Here is a 26437-nt window from a genome sequence, read left to right as displayed (position 1 = left end):
CCGCGAACGGCACGCGCGCGTCCCACAGCCCCTGCCCCGAGGGATCGGCGTAGGCGTGGTCGGGACGGCCGTCGTCGTCGAGATCGAGCACCGAGCGGTCGGCGGCGCCGTCGCCGTCGGCGTCCCAGAGGGCGTCGTCGACGCGGCCGTCGCCGTCGAAGTCGAGGGCCACGGCGTCCCGGAGGCCGGCCGGACCCAGCGCGACGTCGGCGGGGGAGACGTGGTGGTGCACCGGGTCCTGCCCGGTGCCGAAGACGTAACTGATCGCAGGGGATCCCACACGGGGTTCGACGCAGCCGCCCCCCGACCGGTTCCGTCAGCTCTCCGGTTCGCCCTCGTCGTCCGGAGCCCCGATCCCCTCCGCCCCGATCCCCTCGTGGGCCGCCCACCGCAGCAGCTCCGCGCGGGCCTCGTCGTCGTCGAGCGGGCCGCGCTCGAGACGGACCTCCTTGAGGTGCCGCCACGCCCGCCCGACCAGCGGACCCGGCGGGATCCCGAGCAGCTCCATGATCGCGTTGCCGTCGAGGTCGGGGCGGACGCGGGCGAGGTCCTCCTCCTCCGCGATCCGGGCGATCCGCTCCTCGAGATCGTCGTACGACCGCTGCAGGGCCGCGGCCCGGCGCTTGTTGCGCGTCGTCGAGTCCGAGCGCACGAGCTTGTGCAGCCGCTCCAGCAGGGGGCCGGCGTCGGTGACGTAGCGCCGCACCGCGGAGTCGGTCCACTCACCCTTGCCGTAGCCGTGGAAGCGCAGGTGCAGGAACACCAGCTGGGCGACGTCCTCGACGACCTGCTTCGGGTAGCGCAGCTCGCGCAGGCGCTTGCGGGTCATCTTGGCCCCGACCACCTCGTGGTGGTGGAAGCTCACCCGCGTCCCCGGCTCGACCTTGCGGGTGGCCGGCTTGCCGATGTCGTGCAGCAGCGCGGCGAGGCGCAGGACGAGGTCCGGCCCGTCAGTCTCGCGGCCGATGGCCTGCTCCATCACCGTCAGCGAGTGCTCGTAGACGTCCTTGTGCTGGGCGTGCTCGTCGATCTCCAGGCGCATCGCCGGCACCTCGGGCAGCACGACGTCGGCGAGCCCGGTGTCGACCATGAGCTCGATCCCGCGGCGGGGGTGCGCGCCGAGCATCAGCTTCGAGAGCTCCGCCTGTACCCGCTCCGCGGTGATCCGCCCGAGCTGGGGTGCCATCGCCTCCATCGCCGTGCGCACCCGCGGCGCCACCTCGAACCCGAGCTGGGAGACGAAGCGGGCTCCGCGCAGCAGGCGCAGCGGGTCGTCGCCGAAGGACGTCTCCGGGTCGGTCGGGGTGTCGAGGACGCCGCGGGCCAGGGCGGCGAGCCCGCCGTACGGGTCGACGAAGGTGCGGTCGGGCAGCGACAGCGCCATGGCGTTGGCCGTGAAGTCGCGCCGGACGAGGTCGCCCTCGACGGAGTCGCCGAACGCGACGACGGGGTTGCGGCTCACGCCGTCGTAGGCGTCGGCGCGGAAGGTGGTGATCTCGCAGGTCACGCCCCGACGGACGGCGCCGACGGTGCCGAAGGCGATGCCGGTGTCCCACACGGCCTCCGCCCATCCGGACACCAGCGCCTGGATCTGCTCGGGCCGCGCGTCGGTGGTGAAGTCGAGGTCCGGCGACAGCCGTCCCAGCAGCGCATCCCGCACGCTGCCGCCCACGAGGTAGAGCCGGTGTCCGGCCGCCGCGAAGCGCTCGGCGAGGTCGTCGGCGACCGGCGAGTAGCGCAGCATCTCCACCACCGCCGTGTGATCGGCGCCGGTGGACGTGGAGGGGGCCTGGGCGGGAACGGGCACGGCAGGGCAGCGTACCGCGACGGCGGGCCGGGGACGGGACACCGGCCGGACACGGGGGCACGACCCGGGCGACACCTCGCCGTCGGACGGCCGACAGATCCCCGTCACCGCCACGGCGCCGTACGATCGCGATCGTGTCCACCCCGTCGCGACGGTCCGGCGACCGGCGCCGACGGGGCTCCCGGCGGCGGATGCGCACGGTCGACGAGACCTCGGCGGGCGGCCTCGTCGTCGACGCCGCCGGCACCCGTGCCGCCCTCATCGGCCGGCTCGACCGTCGCGGTCGTCTGCTCTGGTCGCTGCCGAAGGGCCACCTGGAGGACGGCGAGACCGCCGAACAGGCCGCGGTGCGGGAGGTCGAGGAGGAGACCGGCATCATCGCGTCCGTGCGGGCGTTCCTCGGGAGCATCGACTACTGGTTCGTGGCCGAGGACCGCCGGATCCACAAGACCGTGCACCACTACCTGCTCTCGGCCCACGGCGGCGAGCTCTCCGACGCCGACGTCGAGGTCACCGAGGTCGCGTGGGTGCCGCTGGCCGAGCTGGACACCCGGCTCGCCTACGCCGACGAACGCCGGCTCGTCCGGCGCGCGGCCCAAATCCTGGAGGAGTCGGCGTGAGGGCTCCCCGCCGACCGCGGGGAGCCCTCCGTCGTGCCGTCCTCGTCCTCGTCCTCGCGGTCCTGCTACCCCTGGGCCTGGGTGCCCTCACGGCCCCGGCGGCGGGTGCGGCCGAGCCGCCCGCGGTGGGTGACGAGCCGGTCGCGGTGGTGCTCGACGGCATGGCGCCGCGCGTGGTCACGGCCGACGGCCCCGGCGAGCTGGTGGTCACGGGACGGGTCGTCAACCGCTCGGCGGTACCGGTGCGCGACCTCGGGGTGCGCCTGGAGCGCGGGGCGGCCCTGTCCGGCGGCCGGGCCGCGCTCGGCGTGCTCGCCGGCGACGAGTCCTCCCAGGCCGTCCGCACCGGCTTCACCGAGATCGCCGGGGTGCTCGCGCCGGGCCAGGAGGTGCGGTTCACGCTGCGCGTGCCGCTGGTGGGCGACGCCGCCCGCTCGCTCGCCCTCGCCGGGCCCGGCGTCCACCCGCTGCTCGTGAACGCGAACGGTGCCCTCGGCTCCGGGAGCGCGACGCGCCTCGGCGCGGTCCGCCTGCTGCTCCCGGTCCTCGGCGTGCCGGGCGGCGGGCCCGTCGCCGCGCCCGCGATCGGCCGGGCCACCGGCGTCTCCGTGCTCTACCCGATCGCCGACCGCCCACGGCGCATCGCCGTGGTGCCGGGCGCTCCGACGCTGCTCGCCGACGACGACCTGGCCACCTCGTTCGCCCCCGGCGGGCGGCTCGCGGGCCTGGTCGACGCGCTCGGACGCAGCGCGCCCGCGGGGTCCGCCGCCGCCCGGTCGGTCTGCCTCGCCGTCGACGCCGACCTGCTCGAGACCGCCGAGGCCATGAGCGCCGGCTACCGGGTGCGCACGCCGGACGGGGGCTCCGTCGCCGGCGCGGGCGCCGACGCCGCCGGGCGGTGGCTGGACGCGCTGCGCGACCAGGCCCGCGGGCGGTGCGTGAGCGCGCTGCCCTACGCCGACACCGACCTCGTCGCCACGGCCCGCGGCAACCTCACCGACCTGACCACCGCCGCCGTCGCCACCGGGACGCGCCGCGTCGCCGAGCTGCTCGGCGTCACGCCGGTCCCCGACACCGTGTGGCCTGCCGACGGGGTGGTCGACGAGCGCAGCCTCGCCGACCTCACCGGCGGCGGCACCCGGTCGCTGCTCCTCGACGGCGACGCGCTCGAGGGCGGGCTGCCCGCGGGCGCCCTCGCTCGCCTCCCCGGCCCGCCCGGGGCCGCGGCCACCGCGGTGGGCCTCGACCCGCTCGCCGCCACCGCGCTCGCGCCCCGGGTCGGCGGGCGCGACGGCGGCGACTCCACGAGCCCCGCGGGTACCTCGGGCGCCCTCGCCACCCAGGACGCCCTCGGCATCCTCGCCCTGCGCGCGCTGCAGGACACGCCCGACGACGAGGTCCCGCCCGTCGACGTCGTCGCCCCGCCGCTCGACTGGGCCGCGAGCACCGCCGAGGCGGGCGCCCTGCTCGGCGCCGTCGACGACCTGACCCGGCTCGGGCTCGCCCGCCCCCTCGACCTCGGCACCCTGCTCGCCGGGGTCGGGCCCACGACGCCGCTGCCCGCCACCTCACCGTCCGCGCCGGCGAACGCGGTCGACGCGATCGGGGAGACGGTGCTCACCCGGGCCGGCGAGGTCCGCGACCGCCAGCGCGAGCTGCTCGCCGCCACCGAGCGCGACGGCGTCGGCGCCCCGTCGCCCTCGGACTTCGTCGAGCCGCTCACCGACGGGGTCCTGCGCAGCCTCTCCGCGGCGTGGCGCGACGACCCGGCGGCCCAGGAGGCCGCGATCGGCGGCGTCGAGCGGCAGATCGACGAGCTGCGCTCGTTGGTGCGGGTCGTGCAGCCCGCCGGCTCGTACTCGCTGGGCAGCAACGACGCGCCCCTGCTGCTCACCGTCGAGAACCGGCTGCCGGTGGCCGTCCGGGTCGAGGTCGTGCTCGAGCCCACGAACGGGTTGCGGACCGGGCCGCTGCCCGCCATCACGGTGCCGGCGTTCGGCAGCCGGCAGGTGCAGGTCGAGGTCGAGGTGACCCGCGCGGGGCAGTTCGCGGTGGACGCGCAGGCCCAGACACCGGGGGGTGAACCTCTCGGGCCCTCGGCTCGTCTGCTGCTGCGATCGACCGCCTACGGCACGATCACGGTGTGGTTGACCGCGTCCGCAGCCGTCGTGCTGGTGATCCTGGCGAGCGTACGGATCGCTCGCCGGGTGCGGGCGGCGCGCCGGTCCCGGCGCAACCACCGCCACCGGGGACCCGGCCCGCCGACCGACGCGCTGGACCTCACGAACCGCGAGCTGCAGAAACGGTGACCTCCCGCGAGCCCGACGAGGACCGCGACGACGCAGGCCCCGCCGCCGACCCCGCTGCCGAGACCGGCCGCGAGGTCCCGGACGTCGTCCCGCCGCCGCCCCCGTCGGACGCGCGGCCCGAGACCCGTCCGGGTGGCCTCAGCGTGCCCGGCGGCCCCGCCGACCGGCCGGCCGCGCCGGCCGCGCCGGTGGCTCCGCCCGGGCCCCCCGCCGGACAGGCCCCCTCCGGACCGGCCCCCTCCGGACCGGCCCCCTCCGGGCAGCCCCGCGGCGGGCCACCCGGTCCGCCCGCACGCCCGCCGACACCCCCGCCGGCACCCCCGCACGGGCCCGGACCCGCCGGGGCGCCCGGTCTGCCCCGCCCGCCGGCCGGGCCCCCCGGACCGCCGCGCACGCCCGGGCGGCCCCCGCCGGCCGGTGCGGGACGCCCGCCACCCCCAGGATCACCCCCGGGAGCTCCGCCCGGCCCGCCCCCGGGACCGCCCGGTCCGCCGCCGGGCCCCCCGCCCGCGAACCCCACCCGGCCCCTGCCCCGCGGGGGACCGCCGCCCCGCCCGCCCGGCTCGCCCGCCGGCGCAGCTGCCTCCGAACCGTCGACGACGGGCCTCACGGCCCCTACCGCCGCGATGGAGGCGGCCGAGGCCGCGTCCGCCGCGCCCGGGATCCGCGACGAGCGCACCGTGCGCGTCGCCCGCCCGGCCCCGCTCGCCTCGTGGAGCGTGGCCGGCTCGAACGACGAGACCGTGCTGCTCCCGCGCCCGCCGCTGGAGCAGGACGCGCCGGCGGTCCCGGCCCCGCGCTCGCCGGTCGACGACGCCGGCCGCGACGACAAGGCCCTGGTCAAGGCGTCCGGCGGCATGGCCGTCGCCACGCTCGTCAGCCGCCTGACCGGGTTCCTGCGGACCCTCGGGCTGACCGCGATCGTCGGCCTCAACCTCGTCGGCAGCGCCTTCAACGTGGCGAACACCCTGCCGAACATCATCTTCGAGCTGCTGCTCGGCGGCGTCCTGACCAGTGTCGTCATCCCGGTGCTGGTCCAGGCCGCCAAGGAGGACGGCGACGACGGCGAGGGGTTCGCCCAGAAGCTGCTCTCCGGGGCCTCCGTCGGCCTCGCCCTGGCCACCGGCATCGCCGTGATCGGCGCGCCCCTGCTGATCCGGCCCTACCTCGACCCGGGCACCGACCTCGAGCTCGCCACCGACTTCGCCTACCTGCTGCTCCCGCAGATCTTCTTCTACGGCATGGGCGCGCTGTTCGGGGCGATCCTCAACTCGCGGGCCAACTTCGGTCCCGCCGCCTGGGCCCCGGTGCTCAACAACGTGGTCGCGCTCATCGCGCTCGGCATCTACGCCTTCCTCCCGTCGCCCGAGGTGGGCATCTCCACCACGCAGCTGCTCGTGCTCGGGATCGGCAGCACGCTCGGCATCGTCGTCCAGGCCGGCGTGATGCTCCCGGCCATGCGCCGGGTCGGCTTCCGCTGGAAGTGGCGCTTCGGCTGGGACCAGCGGCTGAGCGCGTTCGGCGGGCTCGCCGCCTGGGTCGTGGGCTACGTCCTCGTCAGCCAGGTCGGCCTCGCCGCGATCCTGCGCGTCGCGTCGGGCTCGAGCGACGGCGGACCCGCCGTCTACAGCTACGCCTGGCTCCTCATCCAGGTGCCGTACGGCGTCCTCGGGGTCTCGCTGCTCACCGCGCTCATGCCCCGGATGAGTGCCGCCGCCGCGAACGGCCGCCTCGACCAGGTCGTCTCCGACCTCTCGCTCGGCTCGCGCCTCTCGACGGTCACCCTGCTGCCGATGAGCGCGCTGCTCACGGTGTTCGGCTCGCAGCTCGGCATCGCGCTGTTCAGCATCGGGCGCTCCGGCCCCGAGGGCGCCGCCTCGCTCGGCGGCGCCATGGCCGCGTCGGCGTTCGGGCTTGTGCCGATGGCGGTCGTCATGCTCCAGATGCGCGTCTTCTACGCGATGAACGACGCCCGCACACCGACGCTCATCATGGTCGTCATCACGGCCGTCAAGGTGCCGATGGCCTACCTCTGCCCGGTGCTCCTTCCTCCGGAGCAGGTCGTGCTCGGGCTGGCCGCGGTGAACGCGTTCGGGTTCGTCGTCGGCCTGGTCGTCGGCAACATCTGGCTGCGGGTGCGCATCGGGCACCTCGACACGCGCCGCGTGCTCCGGACCTTCGTCCTGACCCTCCTGGCCTCGCTCGTGGCCGTCCTCGTCGCCGTGCTCTGCGTCACCCTGCTCGAGCGCCTCGTGGGCGGCGGCGTCTCGCTCGTCCTGCGATCGTGGCTCGTGCTGGTGGTCGGCTCGGGCGTCTTCCTCGTGGTCGTCGCGGTGGCCATGCGCGTGCTCAAGGTGCCCGAGCTCGATCCCGTGGTGTCGCGGCTGCGGCGCCTGCTCGGACGGGGCCGCGCGCCGGCGCAGTGACACGACGGCGTCACAGCGGCCATCGGGGTGGTCCCGGCCGCTCGGCGCAACCAGGACCGGTGCCCCGGCGTCCCCCGAGGCGGTACCGGAGTCCCGTAGGCTCCGACGTCGTCGAGGGGGAGGTGAGGGACGTGGCCGGCGAGCCGTCGGGGGAGCGCACGTCCACCGGCCCCGCGTCCGATGCGGCCGGGCCCGCGACGCCGGAGCGTGACACGCCCGGCCGCGACACGCCGTCGACGCCCACCCCGCCGCCCTCCACGCCTGCCCGCACGGGTGTCGGGATCGACGGGCCCACCGCCCACGTCGCCCGCGCGTCCGACCGGCCCGCCGCGGACGGCGGCGCGTCGTCCGCGAACGGCAACGGCAGCACCAACGGCGCCACGAACGGCAGCACCGGCACCGTGGCCCCCGGCGCGCCGAGCACCTCCGGGGGCGCCGGCCGTGCCCCGCGGGGTCCCGCCGCCCGCAGGCCCGGACCCGGTGGCCCGCCCGGGCCCCCGTCCGGCCCGTTCCCGGCGCCGCCCCGCCGCCCCGGCCGCGGCGCCCCGGGGCGTCCGGCCGCCGGGCCGCTGATGCCCGGCACCCTGCTCGCCGATCGCTACCGACTGGTGGCCGAGGTCGGCCGCGACCGCAACGCCGAGGCGGCGATGTGGAAGGCCCGCGACGTCATGCTCGAGCGCGACGTCGCCATCACCCTGCTCGTCGGCACGTGGCAGGGCGACGCCCGCGCCTCGGCGGCGCTGTCGCGGGCCACGCGGTCCGCGCACTTCGAGCACCCCCACGCGGCGCGCATCCTCGACGTCGTCCGTCCCGGCGGCAGCCCGCTGCCCACCGGCGTCCTCGGGGCCGCGGTCGCCGAGTGGACCCCGGGCCGCGACCTCGTCGAGCTCGTCGCCGACGGCCCCCTGCGCCCCAGCACCGCGCTGCGCGTCATCGAGCCGCTGGCCGACGCGGTGGCCGCGGCCCACCGCTCCGGTCTCGTCCTCGGCCTCGACCACCCGCAGCGCGTGCGCGTCAGCACGCGGGCGGCGACGCGGCTCGCCTTCCCCATGCCGCGCGGCGACGCCACGAACGCCGATGACGTCCACGGGCTCGGTGCGCTGCTCTACCTCATGCTCACCGCCCGCTGGCCCGGTCCCGAGGGCAGCCAGGCCCCGGCCGGCCTGCGGCTCGCCCCGCACGCGCCCGGCGGGGGCCCGGTGCCCGCGCGCCAGCTGCGGCCCGACCTGCCGGTCGAGCTCGCCGCGCTGGTCGACCGCACGCTCGACGAGGACGGCGGCATCCGGACGGCGGCCGCGGTGCACCGTCTCGTCACGCAGATGCGCGAGGGCCTCGAGGACGACGGCGTGCTGCTGCCGGTCCTCGAGAACGGCCAGACGATCGACGCCGACGACCCCACCGAGGTGTGGCACGACGACGCCGTCCCCGAGCCCGGCCCCGACCCCGCGCGTCGCCGCAAGCTGCGCATCGGCGTGACCGCCCTGGTCCTCGCGACGCTCGCGATCCTCGGCTTCGTCACCTACCAGGTGATCACCGTCGTGGCGGGCGGCGGCTCGTCCGGACCCCCGGTCGTCGTGATCCCGGAGACCGCGACGCCCGCGCCGGTCCCCGCGCCGGCCTCGCCGTCCCCGGCCCCCGTGTCGCCGCCCCCGGTGGCCGGCGGGCCGGTGCAGCTCTCGAGCGTCGCCGTCTACAGCCCCGCCGGCAGCCCGGACAACCCGACGCGGATCAACCGCGCCGCGGACAACGACCCGTCGACGACGTGGTCCACCTCCGAGTACCGCCAGCAGCTCCCGGCGCTCAAGCCCGGGATCGGCATGATGAGCACGTTCACCGCGCCGGCCTCGGTGGCGTCGGTGACGGTGCGCTCGCCCAGCCCGGGGACGCGCATCGAGGTCCGCAGCGCGCCCACCGCCGACGTCCCGCTGGCCCAGACCCAGCTCCTCGGGGCCGGGCAGGTGGACGGCGACCTGCTGGTCATCCCGCTGCAGGCCGCGCCGCCCACCGGCAACCTGCTGATCTGGATCACGGCGCTGGGGCAGGACGACGACGACCGGTACGTCAGCGAGCTGGCCGACGTCAGCATCCAGCGCGCCGGACCCTGATCGGAGCGGGCTTCCCCGAACGGCCCCGGCGGGCGGCGCCCGCTCGCTAGCGTCACCGGCGTGCCCGACTCGCGCAGCGACCGCGAGCTCCTCGCCGCGCACGTCGCCGGGCAGGACGGCGCCTTCGACGAGATCGTCCGCCGCTACGCGGAGCGGCTGTGGCTGCTGGCGTTCCGCACGCTGGACCACCGCGAGGACGCCGCCGACGCGGTCCAGGAGACGTTCGTGTCCGCGCTGCGCGGCGCCGCCCGCTACCGCGGCGAGTCCGAGGTCTCCACCTGGCTCTACCGGATCACGATGAACGCCTGCCTCGACCGGATCCGGCGCCGCCGCACGCGCTCCACCGAGCCCCTCGCCGGCCACGACCTGCCCACACCGCGGGACGGCATCGACGACCAGCTCACCCGCCTCACCGTCGCGGGCGCCCTCGCGACGCTGCCCGACGGCCAGCGCCTGGCCGTGGTGCTCGTCGACGTGCACGGGTTCTCCATCACCGAGGCGGCCCGCATCCTCGGGGTGCGGGAGGGCACGGTGAAGAGCCGCTGTGCCCGGGCGCGGGGGCGCCTGGCGGGCCTCCTGGGCCACCTGCGGCCGCGTCACCCGACGACGGTGCCGGGTGACCGGGACGACGCCGGGAACGGCGGGGGCGCCGGCGACGTCCAACCCACGAGGAGCGCGACCAGGGCCGACCGGACAGGAGGCGGACCGTGACCGACGACCAGCACGCCGCCGACGCCCGCGCCGGCGAGCCGCCCGACCTGCCCGACCTGCCCGACCTGCCCGACCCGGAGGACCCTGCCGTGGCCACCGCGCTGGCCCGCACGCGCGCCGATCTCGCCGCGCACGGCGAGCGCACGCCGCCGATGCCCCACGGCCTGCTCGCCGACATCGACGCCGCCCTCGCGGCCGAGCGCGGCGCGGCGGCCGCCGACGGGCCCCGGCCGGCCGCCACCCCAGCCGCCCCCGGCCGGGGTCGGCGGACGGGCCGGCGCACCGTCCTGGTCCTCGTCGCGGCCGCCGCCGCGGTCGCGGCGGTCGTCGTCGGGGTGCTCACCACCACCGCGGCGCCGGCCGGTGCCCCGGCCCCGAGCGCCCTGCCGACCGCCCCGGCCCCCGAGGTGCCCGTCCTGGCCGGGGGCGACGGGCCGTCGGCACTGCGGGCCGGTCTCGGCCGCTCCGACTACGGACCGCTCGGCGACCCGGGACGACTCGCGGGCTGTCTGGGCGCGCACGGCGTCCCCGCCGGCGCCCGACCGGTCGGCGCACGCCAGGTCGTCGTGGACGGCCGGGCGGGCGTGCTGTTCGTGCTGCCCACCGGGGTGGCCGCCCGGTTCCGAGTGCTCGTCGTGGAGCCCGGCTGCGCGGCCGGGGCACCGCTCACCCTGTCCGACACGCTCGTCGGCCGGTGAGCGGCACCGCACGGGGAATCCTGCGGGGGCCCCGAGCGTTGACGCACACGTGAGCGACCAGACCATCCACGACGTCATCATCGTGGGCTCGGGACCGGCCGGGTATACCGCCGCGGTGTACTCCTCGCGCGCCCAGCTCGACGTGGTGGTCTTCGAGGGCAGCCAGTTCGGCGGCGCCCTGATGACCACGACGGGAGTCGAGAACTACCCGGGCTTCGCGGACGAGATCCAGGGCCCCGAGCTCATGGACCGCATGCGACGCCAGGCCGAGCGCTTCGGCGCGCAGCTGCGGCCGGAGGACGTCGAGTCCCTCGACCTCACCGGCGACGTGAAGTCGGTGCGTGTCAACGGCACCGACCACCGCGCGAGGGCCGTCATCCTGGCGATGGGTGCGCAGGCGCGCTACCTCGGCGTTCCCGGCGAGCAGAAGCTGCTGGGGCGTGGCGTCAGCGCCTGTGCGACCTGTGACGGCTTCTTCTTCCGCGACCACGACATCGTCGTGGTCGGGGGCGGCGATTCCGCGATGGAGGAGGCCACCTTCCTCACCCGGTTCGCCAAGTCGGTCACGATCCTGCACCGGCGCAACGAGTTCCGGGCCTCCGGGATCATGCTGGAGCGTGCGCGCCAGGACCCGAAGATCACCATCCGGACGAACACGGTGGTCGAGGAGGTCCTCGGCGACACGACGGTCGAGGGAGTGCGCGTGCGTGACACCGCCACCGGCGAGGAGGAGACGCTGGCCGTGTCCGGCTTCTTCGTCGCCGTGGGCCACGACCCGCGCTCCGGGCTCGTCCGCGACGTCGTCGACACCGACGACGAGGGCTACGTCCGCGTGGCGCTGCCCGGCACCGGCACCAACATCCCGGGCGTCTTCGCCTGCGGGGACCTCGTCGACCACACCTACCGCCAGGCCATCACCGCGGCCGGCAGCGGCTGCCAGGCCTCGATCGACGCCGAGCGCTGGCTCGCCGAGACCGCCGACGCGCCCGTCGACACCGCCCCGCCGCCCACCCCCGGGGTGGACGGTGCGCAGGTCGACGGCCTGGCCTCGATCGGAGCCTCCACCGGGGCCTCCGACGGCCCGCGCAACAACGGTGGTTCGGTGGACGAGGGATCTCCCGAGCCCGCCGGAGACGCCGTTCCCGCTCCCTCCTGATCCCGTTCGACCCGCTCCACCGGAAGGAAACCAGCGCATGAGCGCCCCCGTGAACGTCACCGACGCCACCTTCGCCGACCAGGTGCTCGGCAGCGACAAGCCCGTCGTCGTCGACTTCTGGGCCACCTGGTGCGGCCCCTGCAAGATGGTCGCCCCGGTGCTGGAGGAGATCGCCGCGGAGCACGGCGACAAGCTGACGGTGGCCAAGCTCGACATCGACCAGAATCCGGCCACGGCGCGGGACTACCAGGTCATGTCGATCCCGACGCTGCTCGTCTTCCAGGACGGCAAGCCGGTCAAGCAGATCGTCGGCGCCAAGCCGAAGTCGGTCCTGCTCGACGACCTCTCCGACGTCCTGGCCTGACGGCCCACGTCGGTCTGATCGCTGACGCTCGTCGCTCCGGCGCCGGGCGGCCGCCCTCCGTGGCGGCCGCCCGGCGCTTCGGCGTGTCCGCCCGTCGTGGCCCGACCGTGACCACCCGCGGCGCCCCGCTGCGCGGCGGGACGGCCCCGGCAGGGCACAATGAGATGCCAGTGAAGTGCGACCACACCTGGCGCCCGGCACCCGGGCGCGACGATCGGGAGCGAACTGCATGCAGCTGCTGAGCCGCGGTGACGCCGGCCCGCCGGTCGCCGAGGTCCGCGCAGCACTGGAGGCGCTCGGCATCGTGGAGCCCACGGGCCCCGGCCCGGTGCTGTTCGACGAGCAGCTCGAGCACGCCGTCCGCATCTTCCAGCAGCGCCGCGGCCTGATCACCGACGGCGTCGTCGGGCCCGCCACGTACCGCGCCCTGCGCGACGCGCGCTGGGCCCTGGGCGACCGGATGCTGCTGCTCAACGCCGCCTCCCCCCTCACCGGGGACGACGTCTTCGCCCTCCAGGAGCGTCTCCTGGAGCTCGGCTACGACTCCGGGCGCGCCGACGGCGTCTTCGGCCGGCAGACCGAGCAGGCCCTGCGCGGCTTCCAGCGCGACTACGGCATGAGCCCCGACGGCATGTGCGGGCCCCGCACGCTGCGTCACCTCGGCTACCTCGGCCGCAAGGTCACCGGCGGGCGCCCGGGCCTGCTGCGCGAGCAGGAGCGCCTGCACCGCGCCGGCCCCCGCCTCTCGGGCAAGCGCATCGTCATCGACCCCGGTCACGGCGGCGCCGACCGCGGCGTGTCCGTCGGCAGCGGGGCCGACGCCATCACCGAGGCCGGGCTGGTCGACGACATCGGCCGCCGCCTCGAGGGCCGCATGGCCGCCGCCGGCATGGAGGCGCTGCTCTCGCACGGCCCGAACGACTGCCCGACCGACGCCGAGCGCGCCGGCTTCGCGAACTCCGCGGGTGCCGACGTCGTGCTCTCGCTGCACGTCGACGCCAACGCGAGCCCCGCCGCCAACGGCCTCGCCGCGTTCCACTTCGGCACCGGCACGGGCGCCACCTCCACGGTGGGCGAGGCCCTCGCGGGCTTCATCCACCGCGAGCTGCTCGCCCGCACCCGCATGCTCGACTGCGGCGTGCACCCGCGGCCCTGGGAGCTGCTGCGCCTCACGCGCATGCCGGCCGTGCGCGTCGAGATGGGCTACCTCACCAACGAGCGCGACCGCGCCGCCCTGCTCGACCCCGGCTTCCGGGACATCGTCGCCGAGGGCATCCTGGTCGCGGTCAAGCGGCTCTACCTGCTCGGCCAGGACGACAAGCCCACCGGCACCTTCACCTGGGCCGAGGTCCTCCAGCGCGAGAGCAACCGTCCCGCCGGGGTGTGAGCCACCCCCGGCGGACCGGGAGGTCCGTCAGGACCCCGAGCACACCCGTGCGGGCTGCGGCGAAGCCGCCGGGGCCGTCGAGATCGTCACCGAGCCCAGCAGCTGGGCGATGGCGGCCTCGACGTCCTCCTTCCAGTTGAAGCCGGTCTGCATCTCGTAGCGCAGCCGCGGCCAGCGTGCGTGCGGCGCCACGGTCTTGAACCCCACGTTGCGCAGGAACGCCGCCGGCAGCACGCAGGTCGGTGTGCCGCGCTCGGTGCGGCCGTGGGCCTCGGCGCGGGGGCGCTCGGTGTCGTCACCGAACGCCTCGACGGCCTTGACGCCGCGGCGGGTCAGGTCGCGCACGACGTCCTGGACGAGCAGGCGTCCGATGCCCTCGCCGGCGAAGTCCGGCATCACGTGCACGCCGCACAGCAGGACCGCGTCCGCGGAGACCGGCGACGTGGGGAACGCCGCGGCGCGCGGCACCACGTTGGGCGGCGCGAAGAACGCGAAGCCGGCCGGGACGCCGTCGACGTGGGCGATCCGCCCGCACGAGCCCCACTCGAGCAGGACACCGGAGACCCAGGCCTCCTTCTCGAGCTCGACCGTGCCGAACTCCTCGGCCTGGTCGCTCAGGTGCGGCGGGATCTCCCAGTACACGCAGCGCCGACACTGCTTGGGCAGCTCCTCGATGTTGTCGAGAGTGACCCCGACACAGCTCCGCGACACGCGACCCGCCTTCCCCGACCGTCTTCGTGCGAGAGGATACGGTGCCCGGTTCGCCGGGTCCCGATCACGGGGTCGCCCGTCCGGACGACCACCTCTCGTGTCGTGCGATGCCGCGCCCCGAGCAGGCGGCCGATCTCTCCGTCGATCTCAGGGCGCCCCCAGATCGACGGAGAGGGCCCCGTCGACCACCCCTGAGGTCAGGAGCCCGAGGAGGGGTCCCGACCCATCAGACGCGCGATGCGCTCCAGATCGTCCACCGAACCGAACTCGACGACGATCCGCCCCTTGCGCTGGCCGAGCTCGACCTTCACGCGGGTGTCGAACGTGTCGGAGAGCCGCTCGGCCAGGTCCTGGAGTCCCGGCGCGTGCATCGGCTTGCGCGCCGGTGCCCGCTTTCCCGCGTTCGGTGTGCCGCCGCGCGCGAGCGTGACGGCCTCCTCGGCCGCGCGTACCGAGAGCCCCTCGGCGACGATGCGGGCGGCCAGCTCCTCCTGCGCACCCGGGCCCTCGAGGCCGAGCAGCGCCCGCGCGTGGCCCGCGGACAGCACGCCCGCCGCGACCCGCCGCTGCACCGCGACGGGCAGCCGCAGCAGGCGAATGGTGTTGGTGATGGCCGGGCGGCTGCGCCCGATGCGGTCGGCGAGCTGCTCGTGCGTGACGTCGAACTCGGTGAGCAGCTGCTGGTAGGCCGCCGCCTCCTCCAGCGGGTTGAGCTGGGCCCGGTGGATGTTCTCGAGCAGCGCGTCCCGCAGGAGCGTGTCGTCCGGCGTGTGCCGCACGATCGCGGGGATGAGCTCCAGGCCCACCCGCTGCGCGGCGCGCCAGCGGCGCTCGCCCATGACGAGCTCGTGGGTGAGGGACGGGCCGCCGTCCGCGCCCGCCTCGGGCACGGCGAGCTCGCGGACCACGATCGGCTGCAGGAGCCCGAACTCGCGGATCGAGTGCTCGAGCTCGGCGAGGGCCTCCTCGTCGAAGACCTGGCGCGGCTGCCGGGAGTTGGGGCGGATCCCGTCGATGCGCACCTCGCGGTACACCGCGCCGGCCACCTCGCCCGAAATCTCACCCGGGACCGTGCCCGGGCCGTCCCCCGTGTTTCCCGTGGAACCGTCGCCGGTCGTGGCGACGTCGCCGGGCTCCTCGTCGGGGCGCCGGGCGCCGAAGACGACGTCGGCCGCGCGGTTGCCGAGCCCGTGCCGCGAGGGGGCGGGGGCGTCGGCCTCCGGGGGGCCGGTCGGGATGAGCGCGGCGAGACCGCGTCCCAGCCCGCCACGCCGCTCGGTGCGCGCCGGGCCACTCATCGTCGACGGCCCCGCGGCATCCTGTCGCTCGCTCATCGCGCCCCCTCCGCACCCTCGGTCTGACGACGCACGCCGCTGCGCGCAGCGACCTCGCGGGCCGCGTCGAGATAGCTCATGGCCCCGCGCGAGCCCGGGTCGTAGGTCAGCACGGTCTGGCCGAAGCCGGGCGCCTCGGACACCTTGACGCTGCGGGGGATGACCGTGCGGAGCACGACCTCGCCGAAGTGGGTGCGCACCTCGGAGGTCACCTGGTCGGCGAGCTTGGTGCGGCCGTCGTACATCGTCAGCAGGATCGTCGAGACGTGCAGCCGCGGGTTGAGGTGCGACTGCACGAGCGCGATGTTGTTGAGGAGCTGGCTCAGACCCTCGAGCGCGTAGTACTCGCACTGGATCGGGATGAGGATCTCGGGCGCGGCGACCATCGCGTTCAGCGTGAGCAGCCCGAGCGACGGCGGGCAGTCGATGAGCACGTAGTCGACGTCGAGTCGGTCCAGCGCCTCGGTGGTCAGCGCGTTCTTCAGTCGCGACTCGCGGTTCAGCATCGAGACGAGCTCGATCTCCGAGCCGGCGAGGTCGATCGTGGCGGGGACGCACAGCAGGTCCGAGGAGCGCTCGCAGACCGCCGCGGCCTCGTCGATGGTCATCTCGCCCAGGAGGACCTCGTAGACCGAGGGCGTCCCGCTGCGGTGGTCGACACCCAGCGCCGTGCTCGCGTTGCCCTGGGGGTCGAGGTCGATCAGGAGCACCCGGGCGCCGTGCAGCGCGAGCGCGGCCGCGAGGTTGACGGCGCTGGTGGTCTTCCCGACGCCGCCCTTCTGGTTCGCGACGGTGATGATCCGGCGCTCGCTGGGGCGGGGGAGGCGGTGGTCCTCGGGGTGCAGGACGCGCGCGGCGCGGGCGGCCTCCTCCGCGATCGGCGTCATCCCCTCGTCGCCACCCGGGTAGAGCACCTCGCCCGCGCCGAGCACCCCCGCGCCGGCGCTCGCGGCGGCGTCGCTGACCGCCTCGCGGACCTTCTCCGCAGACGGGCGCTCGCCGGAGCGAGCGGTTTCACGTGGAACGGTGCGGCCGGACGTCGGTCGATCGGTCACGGGCTCGATCCTTCCTGCCGCGTGCGCGGCGTCCGGCACCGGGGGACGGGCCGCGTCGCTCGCTCCGGCTTACCAGCACGACGGTGGTGGCAGCGTCTCCCACGCCGCACCGCACCACCCGGGGGTCCTCCCCGCCCGCCGCGCGAATCTCCTTCAGGTCGCGCTCCACCTCACCGGCGGCGCTCGCGCCCTTCATCGCCGCCAGGGTCCCACCCGGCCTCACCAGAGGGAGCGTCCAGGTGGTCAGTCGTCCCATCGGGGCCACGGCGCGGGCCGTGACGACGTCGCTCTCCCCGCACTGGCGGCGGGCCTCCCGCTCCTCGGCCCGGCCCCGGACGACCGCGACCGGGAGCCCGAGCTCGGCGATCACCTCCTCGAGCCACGCGACCCGGCGGGCCATCGGCTCGAGGAGCGTGATGTGGAGGTCCGGGCGCGCGAGCGCCAGCGGGATGCCGGGGAGCCCGGCGCCGGAGCCGACGTCGACCACGGTGGCGTCGAGGGGGAGGACCTCGCCGACCGCCGCGCTGTTGAGCACGTGGCGGTCCCACAGGCGGGGGAGCTCGCGCGGGCCGATGACGCCCTGGTCCTGACCGGGGCCGGCGAGCAGTGCGACGTAGCGCTGCGCGGCCGCCAGGCGGTCACCGAACACCGCCGCCGCGGCCGCGGGCGGAGCGGGCACCTCCCCGGCCGCGGCCGGGGCCGGCCCGTTCGAGCCGGTCCCGTCCGCGGAGTCCCCACGGGTGGTGCTCATGCGCGTGTTCCACGTGGAACGTACGGAGCCCGACCCCTCGTGCGTGCCACGGCGTGCTCAGCCCTCCGTCGGGTGGACCACGACGCGCCGGCGGGGCTCCTCGCCCTCGCTCTCGCTGCGCACCCCGCTGATCCCCGCCACGGCGTCGTGCACGATCTTGCGCTCGAACGGCGTCATGGGCCGCAGGCGCTGGAGGTGCCCGGTGTCCTTCGCCTCCGAGGCGGCGGTGCGCCCGAGGTCGGTGAGCTCCGACCGGCGCTGCGAGCGCCAGCCGGCGACGTCGAGCATGAGGCGGTTGCGGGTGCCGGTCGACTGCTGCACCGCCAGGCGTGTGAGCTCCTGCAGCGCCTCGAGGACGTCGCCGCGGGCGCCGACGAGCTTCTCGAGGTCCTTGCCGCCGTCCACGCTGACGACCGCGCGCCCGGCCTCGACGTCGAGATCGATGTCCCCGTCGAAGTCGAGGATGTCGAGCAGCCGCTCGAGGTAGTCACCCGCGATGTCGCCCTCGCGGACCAGCTGGTCCTCCGAGCTGCGCTCCGCGCGCGACGCGTCCTCCGGGGGCCTCCCGGTCTCCGCGCCGGCCTCCGCCCCGGTCTGGTCCTCCGCCTGGTCCTGCGACGTCACCGTCTCCGACACGCCGTCTCCTTCCGCCGGGCCCCATCGGGCCTCTCCTGGCACGCGTCGCGCCGACCGTCGCGCGCGTGCGGGTTCGTGGTCCCGGTCCGCGCTGCGGGTGACGCGCGTCGGGCCGGGGGGTCGCGACGGCCCGGAGGCCGTCCGCGTGGCTCTACTTCTTCTTCTTGTTGTTCGGGCGCTTGCCCTGACCCGACGACGCGAGCTGTCCGTTCTTGGCGCCGGCGCCGTTGCCGCTGCCCTTGCCGCCGTTCTTCGCGGAGCCGTTGGGGGAGCCGTTGCCGGACCCGTTCGCCGAGCCGTTCGCACCGACCTTGCCGGGGGAGGCGTTGCCCGAGGTCTGCCGTCCGCCCGAGCGCACGGGTCCGACCTTGCCGGGGGCACGGCGGCCCGAGCCGCCGCCGGCCTTCTTGCCGCCGGGCTTCGCGCCGGGCTTCGGTGCGGTGCCGGGCGCGGGGCCCTCGACCACGCCGTCGTCGGCCACGAGGTCGTCGCTCGCATCGACGTCGGCGTCTGCCGCGCGCTGGCGCTGCGGCTTCTGACCGGGCCGCGGTGCGAGCGCGTCACGCTGCTCGCGCGCCTGCTCGCGCTTCTCCTCCTCCTCGCGGGCGATCTTGCGGTAGATGAGGAACTGCTGGGTGAGCGTCCAGGTGTTCTGGCTCAGGAAGTAGATGAGGATCGCGATCGGGAAGAAGACACCGAAGACCAGCAGACCGGCCGGGAACAGCCACATCGTGATCTTGCCCATGATCGCCGCCTGCGGGTTCGCCGCGGCCGCCGGGCTCTGGTGCTGCTGCGAGACGCGCGCGGTGAAGTGGGTGGCGACCGCCGCGAGGATCATCAGCGGGAGGGCCACCGGCAGGACGTGGGCCTGGAAGTCACCGAAGTTGAAGCTGAAGGTGCCCAGCGACTGCATCCCGCCGGCGACCGCCTCGTTCAGCCGCACGCCGAAGATGTCGGCGTTGGTGAACGACTCGATGTCCGCGCGGTCGAAGACGTAGTTGTACGGGTAGTTCGGCTGGAACCCGCGGAGCACGTGGAACAGGCCGATGAAGACCGGCAGCTGCACCAGGAGGGGGAGACAGCCGCCGAGGGGGTTGACCCCGTGCTCCTTCTGGAGCTTCTGCATCTCCTCGGCGAGCTTGGTGCGGTCGTTCTTGTACTTCTCCTGCAGCTTCTTGATCTGCGGCTGGAACTCCTGCATCTTGCGCATCGAGCGCACCTGGCTGATGAAGGGCTTGATCAGCAGGGCCCGGAGCGTGAAGACGAGGAAGATCACCGACAGCGCCCAGCCGAGGCCGCTGGCGGGCCCGAGGAGGAAGCCGAACACCTCGTGCCAGAACCACATGATGGCCGACACCGGGTAGTAGATGAAGTTCAGCACGACTCTCGCTCCTCGGTGTGGGGGTCAGCCCCCGTGTCGGCGGCGCGGCGGGGCCACCCGCACCACGTCCGGTGCCCGCGGGGTGGCACCGGGTCCAGGCCTCCAGGGTGCCAGGGGGCGCACTTGGCCACCCTGACCAGGGTCAACCCCGTGCCGATCACGACCCCGTGGGTACGCAGCGCGTCGATCCCGTAGGCGCTGCAGGTGGGGTGGAAGCGGCACGAGGGCGGGAACATCGGCGAGATCCAGCGCCGGTAGAAGCCGAGCACCGCGACGAGCACCCGGACCGCGATCGACGGCCGGGCCGCGGGGGCGTCAGCGGGGGCGGCGGGGGCGTCAGCGGGGGCGGCGGGGCCGTCTGCGGGGACGTCCGGGGCGTCAGCGGGCACCGGGGATCCCGTCGCCGATGCGGCGCGCACCGGTGCTCGGTCCTCCACCGATGCCGTCCTCCTCGTCTCCGACCGGACCGTCCGCCGGGCGGACGACGGTCGTCGCCTCCATGGTGCCTGTCCACGGGCCCGGAAGCGACCGCCGCCCGAACGTGGCCGGAGCACCGTGGGAGCATCCGCGCCGTGTCGATCGCCGGAGGCCCTCCCACCGAACGGACCGCCGGCGGCACCCGCCGTTCGCGCGTCGTCCGCACCACCCTCTCGGCCGCCGCCCGCCGGGGCTCGGTCGTCGAGAAGGAGATCCTCGGCCTGGCCGACGTCGTCGGGCCGGGCGACGTCTGCCTCGACGTCGGCGCCGAGTTCGGTCTCTACACCCACGTGCTCGCCGACCTCGTCGGATCCGCCGGCGCCGTGCACGCCTTCGAGCCCCAGCACGGGGCCCACCGGGCGCTCGAGCTCGGGGTGCGCGCCGCCGGCCTGTCCTGGGTGTCGCTGCACCGCATCGCCCTCGGCGCGACGCCCGGGACGGCGCACCTCTCGGTGCCCCGGCGACGCGGACTGCCCGTGCACGGCCGGGCCTACCTCACCGCGGGCGCGCAGGACGCCGGCCCGAACCGCGAGTTCGCCGGGCACCGGCTGGAGTCCGTGGCCGTCGAGACCCTCGACTCGATCGTCGCCGACCTCGGCATCGAGCGCGTGAGCCTGGTGAAGGCCGACGTCGAGGGTGCCGAGGGGGCGCTGCTGGACGGCGCCGCCGGCCTGCTCGCCACTCATCGCCCGCACCTGCTGCTCGAGATCGAGGACCGCCACACCCGCAAGTACGGCGTGGGCGCCGACGAGCTCTTCGCCCGCCTCACGGGCACGCACGGGTATCGGGCGCACACCTGGTCCGCGGGCTGGCGGCCCGTCGCGGGGATCGTCGACACCGAGCGCAACTACCTCTTCAGTCCGTGAGCCGCGGCCCGGTGAGGCCCAGCCGCGCGAGGGCGGCGTCGAGGTCGTCCCCGAGCTCCGAGGAGGTCGCCCCCGCCGCGGCGGGCTGAGCGCGGATCACCAGGTCGGTGCCGGGCGGCAGGCTCTCGAGGCGCGGGCGCAGCAGGTGGCGCAGCTGCCGGCTCACGCGGTGGCGCGTGACGGCCGGGCCGACGCCCCGTCCCACGACGAGGCCGGCCCGGGCGGGGAGCTCCGGCGTGGACGCCGCGAGCGCGTGCACCACGAGGCGGCGACGCCCGGCGCGACGGCCCCGACGCAGCACGAGGCGGAAGTCCTGGGGCCGCGTGATGCGGCGGGGGCGGGGGAGCACGACGGCGCGGGGGCGCAGACACGGCACCGACGCGGCAGCACCGGACGACGCGGGGCCCGACACACGACGACGGGACCGCGTCCGGAGGGAGCGGTCCCGTCGAGGAGATCGTGCCGGCCGGTCGGGCCGGTGGCGCCGATCAGGCGCTGAGCTGGTCGCGGCCCTTACGGCGACGAGCGGCGAGGATCGCTCGGCCGGCGCGCGTACGCATGCGCAGCCGGAAGCCGTGCGTCTTGGAACGCCGACGGTTGTTCGGCTGGAACGTGCGCTTGCCCTTGGCCACTTTCGGGTTCTCCTGCTCCAACGCGCCACGTGATCGCGGCGCCACGGTCAGTGCCGACCACCCCTCGGGCGCCGACTCCGGTCGCGACAAGGGTAGCCGGTGCCACGCCGAGGACGCGCACCCCGGTCGCCGCACGGCCCGCACCGCCGTCCGGGGGGAGGTTGTGGGCCCTGCCGGACGCTTGTTAGCGTCCTTCACCCGTCGAGGACGCGGCCTTCGCCCCGCGCTCACCGTGCCGTCGACCGGAACCGAGCCCGGGCGCCGGGGGGCCGCCCCGCACCCGCGCGCCACCGTCCGTACGACGTCGTGCACAGTTGTGGACAGGACTGTGGATGCGCGCGCCTTCGGCCGGCCGGGCGAGCGCACACAGCGGGCAGGGGACGGAGGGGGTGCCCGGTGTCGGACCAGCTCTTCGACCTCGACGAGACCTGGGGCCAGGTCGTCGCCGAACTCACCGCGGGCTCCGTCGACGGTGCCGCGCTCTCCCCCCAGCAGCGCGCCTGGGTGCGGGTGACGCGCCCCCTCGGGCTCCTCGACGACACCGCCCTGCTGGCCGCCCCGAGCGAGTTCGCCAAGGAGGCCATCGAGCGCGCGCTGCGCGACCCGATCGTCGCCGCGCTCTCCCGCCACATCGGCCGGCCGGTCTCGCTGGCCGTGCGGGTGGACCACAGCGCCCGCCCCGCCCCCGAGGTCGGGCCGAGCACGTCCCCGCTGCCGCGGCTCTCGATGCCGTCGTCGGACGGCGACCACGTCGGCAACGGTCACCACGGGCCCGACACCGGGTACCTGTCGGCCACCACCTCGTCCCACCGCGCCGAGGCGATCGCCGCGGCCGCCGGGGTCGGGCGCGTGACGCACAACCCGGACCGGTCGCACCCCGAGGAGGAGGTCGACGAGGTCCGCGACGGGCTCGCGGCGGTGCAGGAGATCTGGCCGCCGCGGGGGCCCGGGGAGCCCATGGGCGGGATGCGCGACACCGGTCCGGACCCGGCCCGCGGCGCGCCCCGCTCCCAGACGCGGCTGAACGAGAAGTACACGTTCGACACGTTCGTCATCGGCGCCTCGAACCGCTTCGCGCACGCCGCCGCCGTCGCGGTGTCCGAGGCCCCGGCCCGCGCCTACAACCCGCTGTTCGTCTGGGGCGACTCCGGACTCGGCAAGACGCACCTGCTGCACGCCGTCGGGCACTACGCCCAGCGTCTGTTCGCCGGCATGCGCGTGCGCTACGTGTCCACCGAGGAGTTCACGAACGACTTCATCAACTCGTTGCGCGACGACCGCAAGGTGGCGTTCCAGCGCCGCTACCGCGACGTCGACGTGCTGCTGGTGGACGACATCCAGTTCCTGGAGGGCAAGGAAGGCACCCAGGAGGAGTTCTTCCACACCTTCAACACCCTGCACAACGCGAACAAGCAGATCGTCGTGTCCTCCGACCGGCCGCCCAAGCGGCTGGAGACGCTCGAGGACCGCCTGCGCACCCGCTTCGAGTGGGGCCTGATCACCGACATCCAGCCGCCCGAGCTCGAGACGCGCATCGCGATCCTGCGCAAGAAGGCCGCCGGCGAGCGGATGGCCGCGCCGCCCGAGGTGCTCGAGTTCATCGCCGACCGCATCGAGCGCAACATCCGCGAGCTCGAGGGCGCCCTGATCCGCGTGACGGCCTTCGCGTCGCTCAACCGGCAGCCGATCGACCTCCAGCTCGCCGAGATCGTCCTGCGCGACCTCATCCCCGACTCCCGCCAGTCGGAGATCACCGCGCCGACGATCATGGCCGTGACCGCCGAGTTCTACTCGGTGTCCATCGACGACCTCTGCGGGCCGGGCAAGACCAAGGCCCTCGCGCTGAGCCGGCAGATCGCGATGTACCTCTGCCGCGAGCTCACCGACCTCTCCCTGCCGCGCATCGGCCAGATGTTCGGCAACCGCGACCACACCACGGTCATGCACGCGGACAAGAAGATCCGCAAGGAGATGGCCGAGCGCCGCCGGACCTACGAGCAGGTCCAGGAGCTCACCGCGCGCATCAAGCAGCGCGCCCGCGGCTGACCGCCTTCTCGACCCTGCGCACCCTCCGGGCCCTGGGCGGGGCCGCCAGGACGAGCGAGGGCGTCCTTGGCTGCCTCCCGCGCAGCCAGGGTGACCCTCGCTCCGATTCGCTCGCGGCCGCACCGCCCGCGCGGGTCCCGCTCGTCACGCTGCGTCGAGCGCTGCCCCTCCTCGAGCGACGCCGTGTGACCACACGAAGCACCGGCCTCGCGCCGAGTCGTCGCCGATCATCGACGAACACCGTGGTCGGTAGCACATTGCGATCGTTCGACTCCCGATCGACCCACAGCTGGGGACAAGTCTGTGGACATCTGTCCGGAGGCGGTGGAGGGAGATGAGAAAGGAGGGCGCCGGCGGGCTCTGTCCACCGGACACGCCGATCCGTCCCCGGATCCGGGCATCCGCCGCGCCGAGTGATCCCCACGGCGCCGCGCCGCCCCACCTGCGGCGACGTCCGCCGTCCACACCGTGCACAGGACCTATTACTCCTACTGTCTTTCCCTTCTAGGAGAACTACAGAAGAACAGGTGGTGTGGACGGGTCGATCGGCTCGCCGAACGATCGGGGCCGGAGTACCCGATCGGCTCCGATCGGGATCGGGCCCGGAGTGTCGGACCCCTCCTGCACGCTCTACCGTGATGCACCCGCGCCGGGGTGCGTCCCAGCCGGCAGTCCAGACCGCCAGCACCACCTGGCACAGACCGGCCCACAGGGGGAGGACCCGCGATGAAGTTCCGCGTCGAACGAGACGCCCTCGCCGACGCCGTGGCCTTCGTCGCCCGCAGCCTCCCGAGCCGCGCGCCGGTCCCGGTGCTCGGCGGCGTCCTGCTCGACACCGAGGGCGACGGTGCGCTGACCGTCTCCGGCTTCGACTACGAGGTCTCCGCGCGGGTCGAGGTGCCGGCGATGATCGGCGACGCCGGTCGGGCGCTGGTCTCGGGCCGCCTGCTCGCCGACATCACGCGGGCCCTGCCACCGCACCCGGTCGACGTCACCGTCGACGGGCCGCGCGCCACCATCGCCTGCGGCAACGCCCGGTTCAGCCTCCCGACGATGTCGGCCGAGGACTACCCGCAGCTGCCCGACATGCCGCCGGTCGCCGGGGCCCTCGCGCCCGAGGTGTTCGCCCAGGCCGTCTCGCAGGTGGCCGTGGCCGCCGGCCGGGACGACACGCTGCCGATGCTCACCGGCATCCGCATCGAGATCGACGGCTCGACGCTCACGCTCGCGGCCACCGACCGCTTCCGCCTCGCCGTCCGGGAGTTCACCTGGGAGCCGGGCGAGAGCGCGGGCGGCGGCGAGTCCGGCGAGGTCGCGCTGCTCGCCCCGGCCAAGACCCTGGCGGAGGCGGCCAAGACGCTCACGTCGTCCGGCTCGCGCATCGAGCTGGCGCTGGCGCGCGGCGACGGGCTGCTCGGCCTCGCGGGCGGCGGGCGCCGGTCGACGACGCGTCTGCTCGACGCCGAGTTCCCGCGCTACCGGCAGCTGCTGCCCAAGGAGCACACGTCGGCGGCGGTGCTCGAGATCGCCCCGCTCGTCGAGGCCATCAAGCGCGTCTCGCTGGTGGCCGAGCGCGGCACCCAGGTCCGCCTGGAGTTCGCCGACGACACCTTGCGGCTCACGGCGGGCGGCGACGACGAGGGCAGCGCGGAGGAGGAGATCTCCTGCCGCTTCGTCGGCGAGCCGCTGACCATCGCGTTCAACCCCGGCTACCTGCTCGACGGGCTCTCCGCGCTCGGCGCCGAGCACGCCCACCTCTCGTTCACCACGCCCAGCCGCCCGGCGCTGCTGCGCCCGGCGATGCCGCCCGGCGAGGACGCCGCCGCCGCGTCCGGCGACGGTGCCGAGCCCGCAGGTGGTGGCGCCACCGCGGTCGAGCCCGGACCGGGTGATGCCGTGGACGATCTCCCCGAGCCCCGTCCCGGGTATCTCTACCTCCTGATGCCGGTGCGGTTGCCGGGCTGAGCCCGAGCCGCCCCGCACACCCACCCGAGCCCAGGAGCCGTCCCCAGCGGGCGGCCGACCGAGAGGAACGCGACGTGCAGCTGGGGATGGTCGGGCTCGGACGCATGGGCGGCAACATGGCCGAACGGCTGCGCTCCGCCGGCCACGAGGTCGTCGGGTACGCCAACGACGGATCCGGTGACGTGCAGTCGCTGGACGAGCTGGTCAAGGCGCTCTCCGCGCCGCGCACGGTGTGGCTGATGGTCCCGGCGGGCTCCGCCACCCACTCGACGGTGCAGAGCCTCGCCGAGCTGCTCGAGGCTGACGACCTGGTGATCGACGGCGGCAACAGCAAGTTCACCGACGACACCGTCCACGCCGAGCTGCTCGACGGGCACGGCATCCGCTACGTCGACTGCGGCGTCTCGGGCGGCGTCTGGGGCCGCACCGAGGGCTACGGGCTCATGGCCGGGGGCGACCCCGCCGACATCGAGCGGCTGCTGCCGGTGTTCGACGCCCTGCGCCCGGAGGGTCCGCGCGAGGAGGGCTTCGTCCACGCCGGCCCGGTGGGGGCGGGCCACTACGCGAAGATGGTCCACAACGGCGTGGAGTACGGCCTCATGCAGGCCTACGCCGAGGGCTACGAGCTGCTCAGCGCCGGCGGCCCCGTGGACAACGTCGGCGCGGTGATGAAGGCGTGGAGCCGCGGCACCGTGGTGCGCAGCTGGCTGCTCGACCTCATGGTCCTGGCGCTCGAGGCGGACCCGCACCTCGACGCGATCACCGGCTACGCCGAGGACTCGGGCGAGGGCCGCTGGACCGTGGACGAAGCCATCAAGCACGCCGTGCCGGCCCCGGTGATCTCTGCGGCGCTGTTCGCACGGTTCGCCTCCCGCCAGATCGACTCGCCGGCCATGAAGGCGGTCGCGGCCCTGCGCGCCCAGTTCGGCGGCCACGCCACCCACAAGGCGGGCGACGCCGCCAACGAGCCGCCGACGGGCGGCTGACCGGGCCCCCTGGG

24 protein-coding genes are annotated in these 26437 nt (G+C 75.2%); 13 read left to right on the top strand and 11 right to left on the bottom strand.

The window, feature by feature from the left end; all coding sequences use genetic code 11:
• Positions 1 to 316: 316 nt before the first annotated feature.
• Positions 317 to 1807: a CCA tRNA nucleotidyltransferase gene (locus OG774_RS20670; protein WP_328303867.1), complete on the bottom strand. Its 1491-nt coding sequence runs from the start codon at positions 1805 to 1807 to the stop codon at positions 317 to 319.
• Between the two features lie 191 nt (positions 1808 to 1998).
• On the opposite strand from OG774_RS20670, the gene OG774_RS20665 reads away from it, so the two are divergent.
• The 9 genes from OG774_RS20665 (at position 1999) to OG774_RS20625 (ending at position 13583) form a co-directional block, all read left to right on the top strand.
• A complete protein-coding gene (locus OG774_RS20665) occupies positions 1999 to 2427 on the top strand; it encodes an NUDIX hydrolase (protein ID WP_328311064.1) in 429 nt (142 codons plus the stop codon).
• A complete protein-coding gene (locus tag OG774_RS20660; RefSeq protein WP_328303865.1) occupies positions 2424 to 4736 on the top strand; it encodes a DUF6049 family protein in 2313 nt (770 codons plus the stop codon). Before OG774_RS20665 ends, OG774_RS20660 begins: the two co-directional genes overlap by 4 nt.
• Positions 4737 to 5362: 626 nt before the next feature.
• Positions 5363 to 7162 carry a murein biosynthesis integral membrane protein MurJ gene (gene murJ / locus OG774_RS20655; protein WP_328303863.1) on the top strand — a complete coding sequence of 600 codons (1800 nt, stop codon included), beginning with the start codon at positions 5363 to 5365 and terminating at the stop codon, positions 7160 to 7162.
• Positions 7163 to 7293: 131 nt separating this feature from the next.
• Entirely contained in the window at positions 7294 to 9267 is a 1974-nt protein-coding gene (locus tag OG774_RS20650; protein ID WP_328303860.1) for a protein kinase family protein, read from the top strand.
• A gap of 60 nt (positions 9268 to 9327) precedes the next feature.
• Complete coding sequence (sigM, locus tag OG774_RS20645; protein ID WP_328303858.1) at positions 9328 to 9978, top strand: RNA polymerase sigma factor SigM; 651 nt, start codon at positions 9328 to 9330, stop codon at positions 9976 to 9978.
• On the top strand, positions 9975 to 10676 hold the full coding sequence (locus OG774_RS20640; RefSeq protein WP_328303856.1) for a hypothetical protein: 702 nt from the start codon (positions 9975 to 9977) through the stop codon (positions 10674 to 10676). Before sigM ends, OG774_RS20640 begins: the two co-directional genes overlap by 4 nt.
• 49 nt (positions 10677 to 10725) lie before the next feature.
• Complete coding sequence (gene trxB, locus OG774_RS20635) at positions 10726 to 11832, top strand: thioredoxin-disulfide reductase (RefSeq protein ID WP_328303854.1); 1107 nt, start codon at positions 10726 to 10728, stop codon at positions 11830 to 11832.
• A 37-nt stretch (positions 11833 to 11869) separates the two neighbouring features.
• The gene (gene trxA, locus OG774_RS20630) at positions 11870 to 12196 is read left to right on the top strand and encodes a thioredoxin (protein ID WP_274197712.1); all 327 of its coding nucleotides are present in this window, start codon (positions 11870 to 11872) and stop codon (positions 12194 to 12196) included.
• A 229-nt stretch (positions 12197 to 12425) separates the two neighbouring features.
• Entirely contained in the window at positions 12426 to 13583 is a 1158-nt protein-coding gene (locus tag OG774_RS20625) for an N-acetylmuramoyl-L-alanine amidase (protein ID WP_328303849.1), read from the top strand.
• 27 nt (positions 13584 to 13610) lie between these two features.
• On the opposite strand, the gene OG774_RS20620 is transcribed toward OG774_RS20625, so the two are convergent.
• The 8 genes from OG774_RS20620 to OG774_RS20585 form a co-directional block, all read right to left on the bottom strand.
• On the bottom strand, positions 13611 to 14294 hold the full coding sequence (locus OG774_RS20620) for a GNAT family N-acetyltransferase (RefSeq protein ID WP_328303847.1): 684 nt from the start codon (positions 14292 to 14294) through the stop codon (positions 13611 to 13613).
• A 197-nt stretch (positions 14295 to 14491) separates the two neighbouring features.
• Positions 14492 to 15628 carry a ParB/RepB/Spo0J family partition protein gene (locus OG774_RS20615; protein WP_328303846.1) on the bottom strand — a complete coding sequence of 379 codons (1137 nt, stop codon included), beginning with the start codon at positions 15626 to 15628 and terminating at the stop codon, positions 14492 to 14494.
• Positions 15625 to 16515, bottom strand: coding sequence for a ParA family protein (locus OG774_RS20610; protein ID WP_328311062.1), 891 nt, complete (start codon positions 16513 to 16515; stop codon positions 15625 to 15627). The genes OG774_RS20615 and OG774_RS20610 overlap by 4 nt, the downstream gene beginning before the upstream one ends.
• A gap of 127 nt (positions 16516 to 16642) precedes the next feature.
• Positions 16643 to 17434, bottom strand: a complete 792-nt coding sequence (gene rsmG, locus OG774_RS20605) for a 16S rRNA (guanine(527)-N(7))-methyltransferase RsmG (RefSeq protein ID WP_328303845.1) — start codon at positions 17432 to 17434, stop codon at positions 16643 to 16645.
• A 57-nt stretch (positions 17435 to 17491) separates the two neighbouring features.
• On the bottom strand, positions 17492 to 18070 hold the full coding sequence (locus OG774_RS20600; RefSeq protein WP_328303843.1) for a Jag family protein: 579 nt from the start codon (positions 18068 to 18070) through the stop codon (positions 17492 to 17494).
• A 151-nt stretch (positions 18071 to 18221) separates the two neighbouring features.
• Positions 18222 to 19451: a membrane protein insertase YidC gene (yidC, locus tag OG774_RS20595; protein WP_328303841.1), complete on the bottom strand. Its 1230-nt coding sequence runs from the start codon at positions 19449 to 19451 to the stop codon at positions 18222 to 18224.
• Entirely contained in the window at positions 19445 to 19840 is a 396-nt protein-coding gene (gene yidD, locus OG774_RS20590; RefSeq protein WP_328303839.1) for a membrane protein insertion efficiency factor YidD, read from the bottom strand. The genes yidC and yidD overlap by 7 nt, the downstream gene beginning before the upstream one ends.
• Positions 19830 to 19952 carry a hypothetical protein gene (locus tag OG774_RS20585; protein ID WP_328303837.1) on the bottom strand — a complete coding sequence of 41 codons (123 nt, stop codon included), beginning with the start codon at positions 19950 to 19952 and terminating at the stop codon, positions 19830 to 19832. The genes yidD and OG774_RS20585 overlap by 11 nt, the downstream gene beginning before the upstream one ends.
• Positions 19953 to 20023: 71 nt before the next feature.
• Between OG774_RS20585 and OG774_RS20580 the strand changes: the two genes are divergently transcribed.
• On the top strand, positions 20024 to 20794 hold the full coding sequence (locus OG774_RS20580; RefSeq protein WP_328303834.1) for an FkbM family methyltransferase: 771 nt from the start codon (positions 20024 to 20026) through the stop codon (positions 20792 to 20794).
• Here the strand turns inward: OG774_RS20580 and rnpA are convergent.
• Both rnpA and rpmH read right to left on the bottom strand, forming a co-directional pair.
• Entirely contained in the window at positions 20784 to 21206 is a 423-nt protein-coding gene (gene rnpA / locus OG774_RS20575) for a ribonuclease P protein component (RefSeq protein WP_442873896.1), read from the bottom strand. The two genes, OG774_RS20580 and rnpA, sit on opposite strands and share 11 nt — an antisense overlap.
• Before the next feature lie 76 nt (positions 21207 to 21282).
• Positions 21283 to 21426 (bottom strand): 50S ribosomal protein L34, encoded by a 144-nt coding sequence (rpmH, locus tag OG774_RS20570; protein WP_274197702.1) that lies wholly within the window; start codon positions 21424 to 21426, stop codon positions 21283 to 21285.
• A 396-nt stretch (positions 21427 to 21822) separates the two neighbouring features.
• Here rpmH and dnaA point away from each other — a divergent pair, with 396 nt between their 5' ends.
• From dnaA to gnd, 3 genes are all read left to right on the top strand, one after another.
• Complete coding sequence (gene dnaA, locus OG774_RS20565; protein WP_328303832.1) at positions 21823 to 23472, top strand: chromosomal replication initiator protein DnaA; 1650 nt, start codon at positions 21823 to 21825, stop codon at positions 23470 to 23472.
• Between the two features lie 726 nt (positions 23473 to 24198).
• Positions 24199 to 25437, top strand: a complete 1239-nt coding sequence (gene dnaN, locus OG774_RS20560; protein WP_328303830.1) for a DNA polymerase III subunit beta — start codon at positions 24199 to 24201, stop codon at positions 25435 to 25437.
• An 86-nt stretch (positions 25438 to 25523) separates the two neighbouring features.
• Positions 25524 to 26423 (top strand): phosphogluconate dehydrogenase (NAD(+)-dependent, decarboxylating), encoded by a 900-nt coding sequence (gene gnd / locus OG774_RS20555; protein WP_328311057.1) that lies wholly within the window; start codon positions 25524 to 25526, stop codon positions 26421 to 26423.
• Positions 26424 to 26437: the final 14 nt, after the last annotated feature.

It is taken from the genome of Actinomycetospora sp. NBC_00405 (genome assembly GCF_036044095.1).
Lineage (GTDB): Bacteria > Actinomycetota > Actinomycetes > Mycobacteriales > Pseudonocardiaceae > Actinomycetospora > Actinomycetospora callitridis.
This window is presented reverse-complemented; position numbering and strand designations above follow the sequence as displayed.

Excerpts from the sequence above, each read along its gene's own strand:
- OG774_RS20625 (WP_328303849.1), top strand. The coding sequence starts at position 12,426 with ATGCAGCTGCTGAGCCGCGGTGACGCCGGCCCGCCGGTCGCCGAGGTC.
- dnaN (WP_328303830.1), top strand. The coding sequence starts at position 24,199 with ATGAAGTTCCGCGTCGAACGAGACGCCCTCGCCGACGCCGTGGCCTTC.
- trxA (WP_274197712.1), top strand. The coding sequence starts at position 11,870 with ATGAGCGCCCCCGTGAACGTCACCGACGCCACCTTCGCCGACCAGGTG.
- gnd (WP_328311057.1), top strand. The coding sequence starts at position 25,524 with ATGGTCGGGCTCGGACGCATGGGCGGCAACATGGCCGAACGGCTGCGC.
- murJ (WP_328303863.1), top strand. The coding sequence starts at position 5,363 with ATGGAGGCGGCCGAGGCCGCGTCCGCCGCGCCCGGGATCCGCGACGAG.
- OG774_RS20615 (WP_328303846.1), bottom strand. The coding sequence starts at position 15,628 with ATGAGCGAGCGACAGGATGCCGCGGGGCCGTCGACGATGAGTGGCCCG.
- OG774_RS20610 (WP_328311062.1), bottom strand. The coding sequence starts at position 16,515 with ATGACGCCGATCGCGGAGGAGGCCGCCCGCGCCGCGCGCGTCCTGCAC.
- OG774_RS20585 (WP_328303837.1), bottom strand. The coding sequence starts at position 19,952 with ATGGAGGCGACGACCGTCGTCCGCCCGGCGGACGGTCCGGTCGGAGAC.
- OG774_RS20665 (WP_328311064.1), top strand. The coding sequence starts at position 1,999 with ATGCGCACGGTCGACGAGACCTCGGCGGGCGGCCTCGTCGTCGACGCC.
- rsmG (WP_328303845.1), bottom strand. The coding sequence starts at position 17,434 with ATGAGCACCACCCGTGGGGACTCCGCGGACGGGACCGGCTCGAACGGG.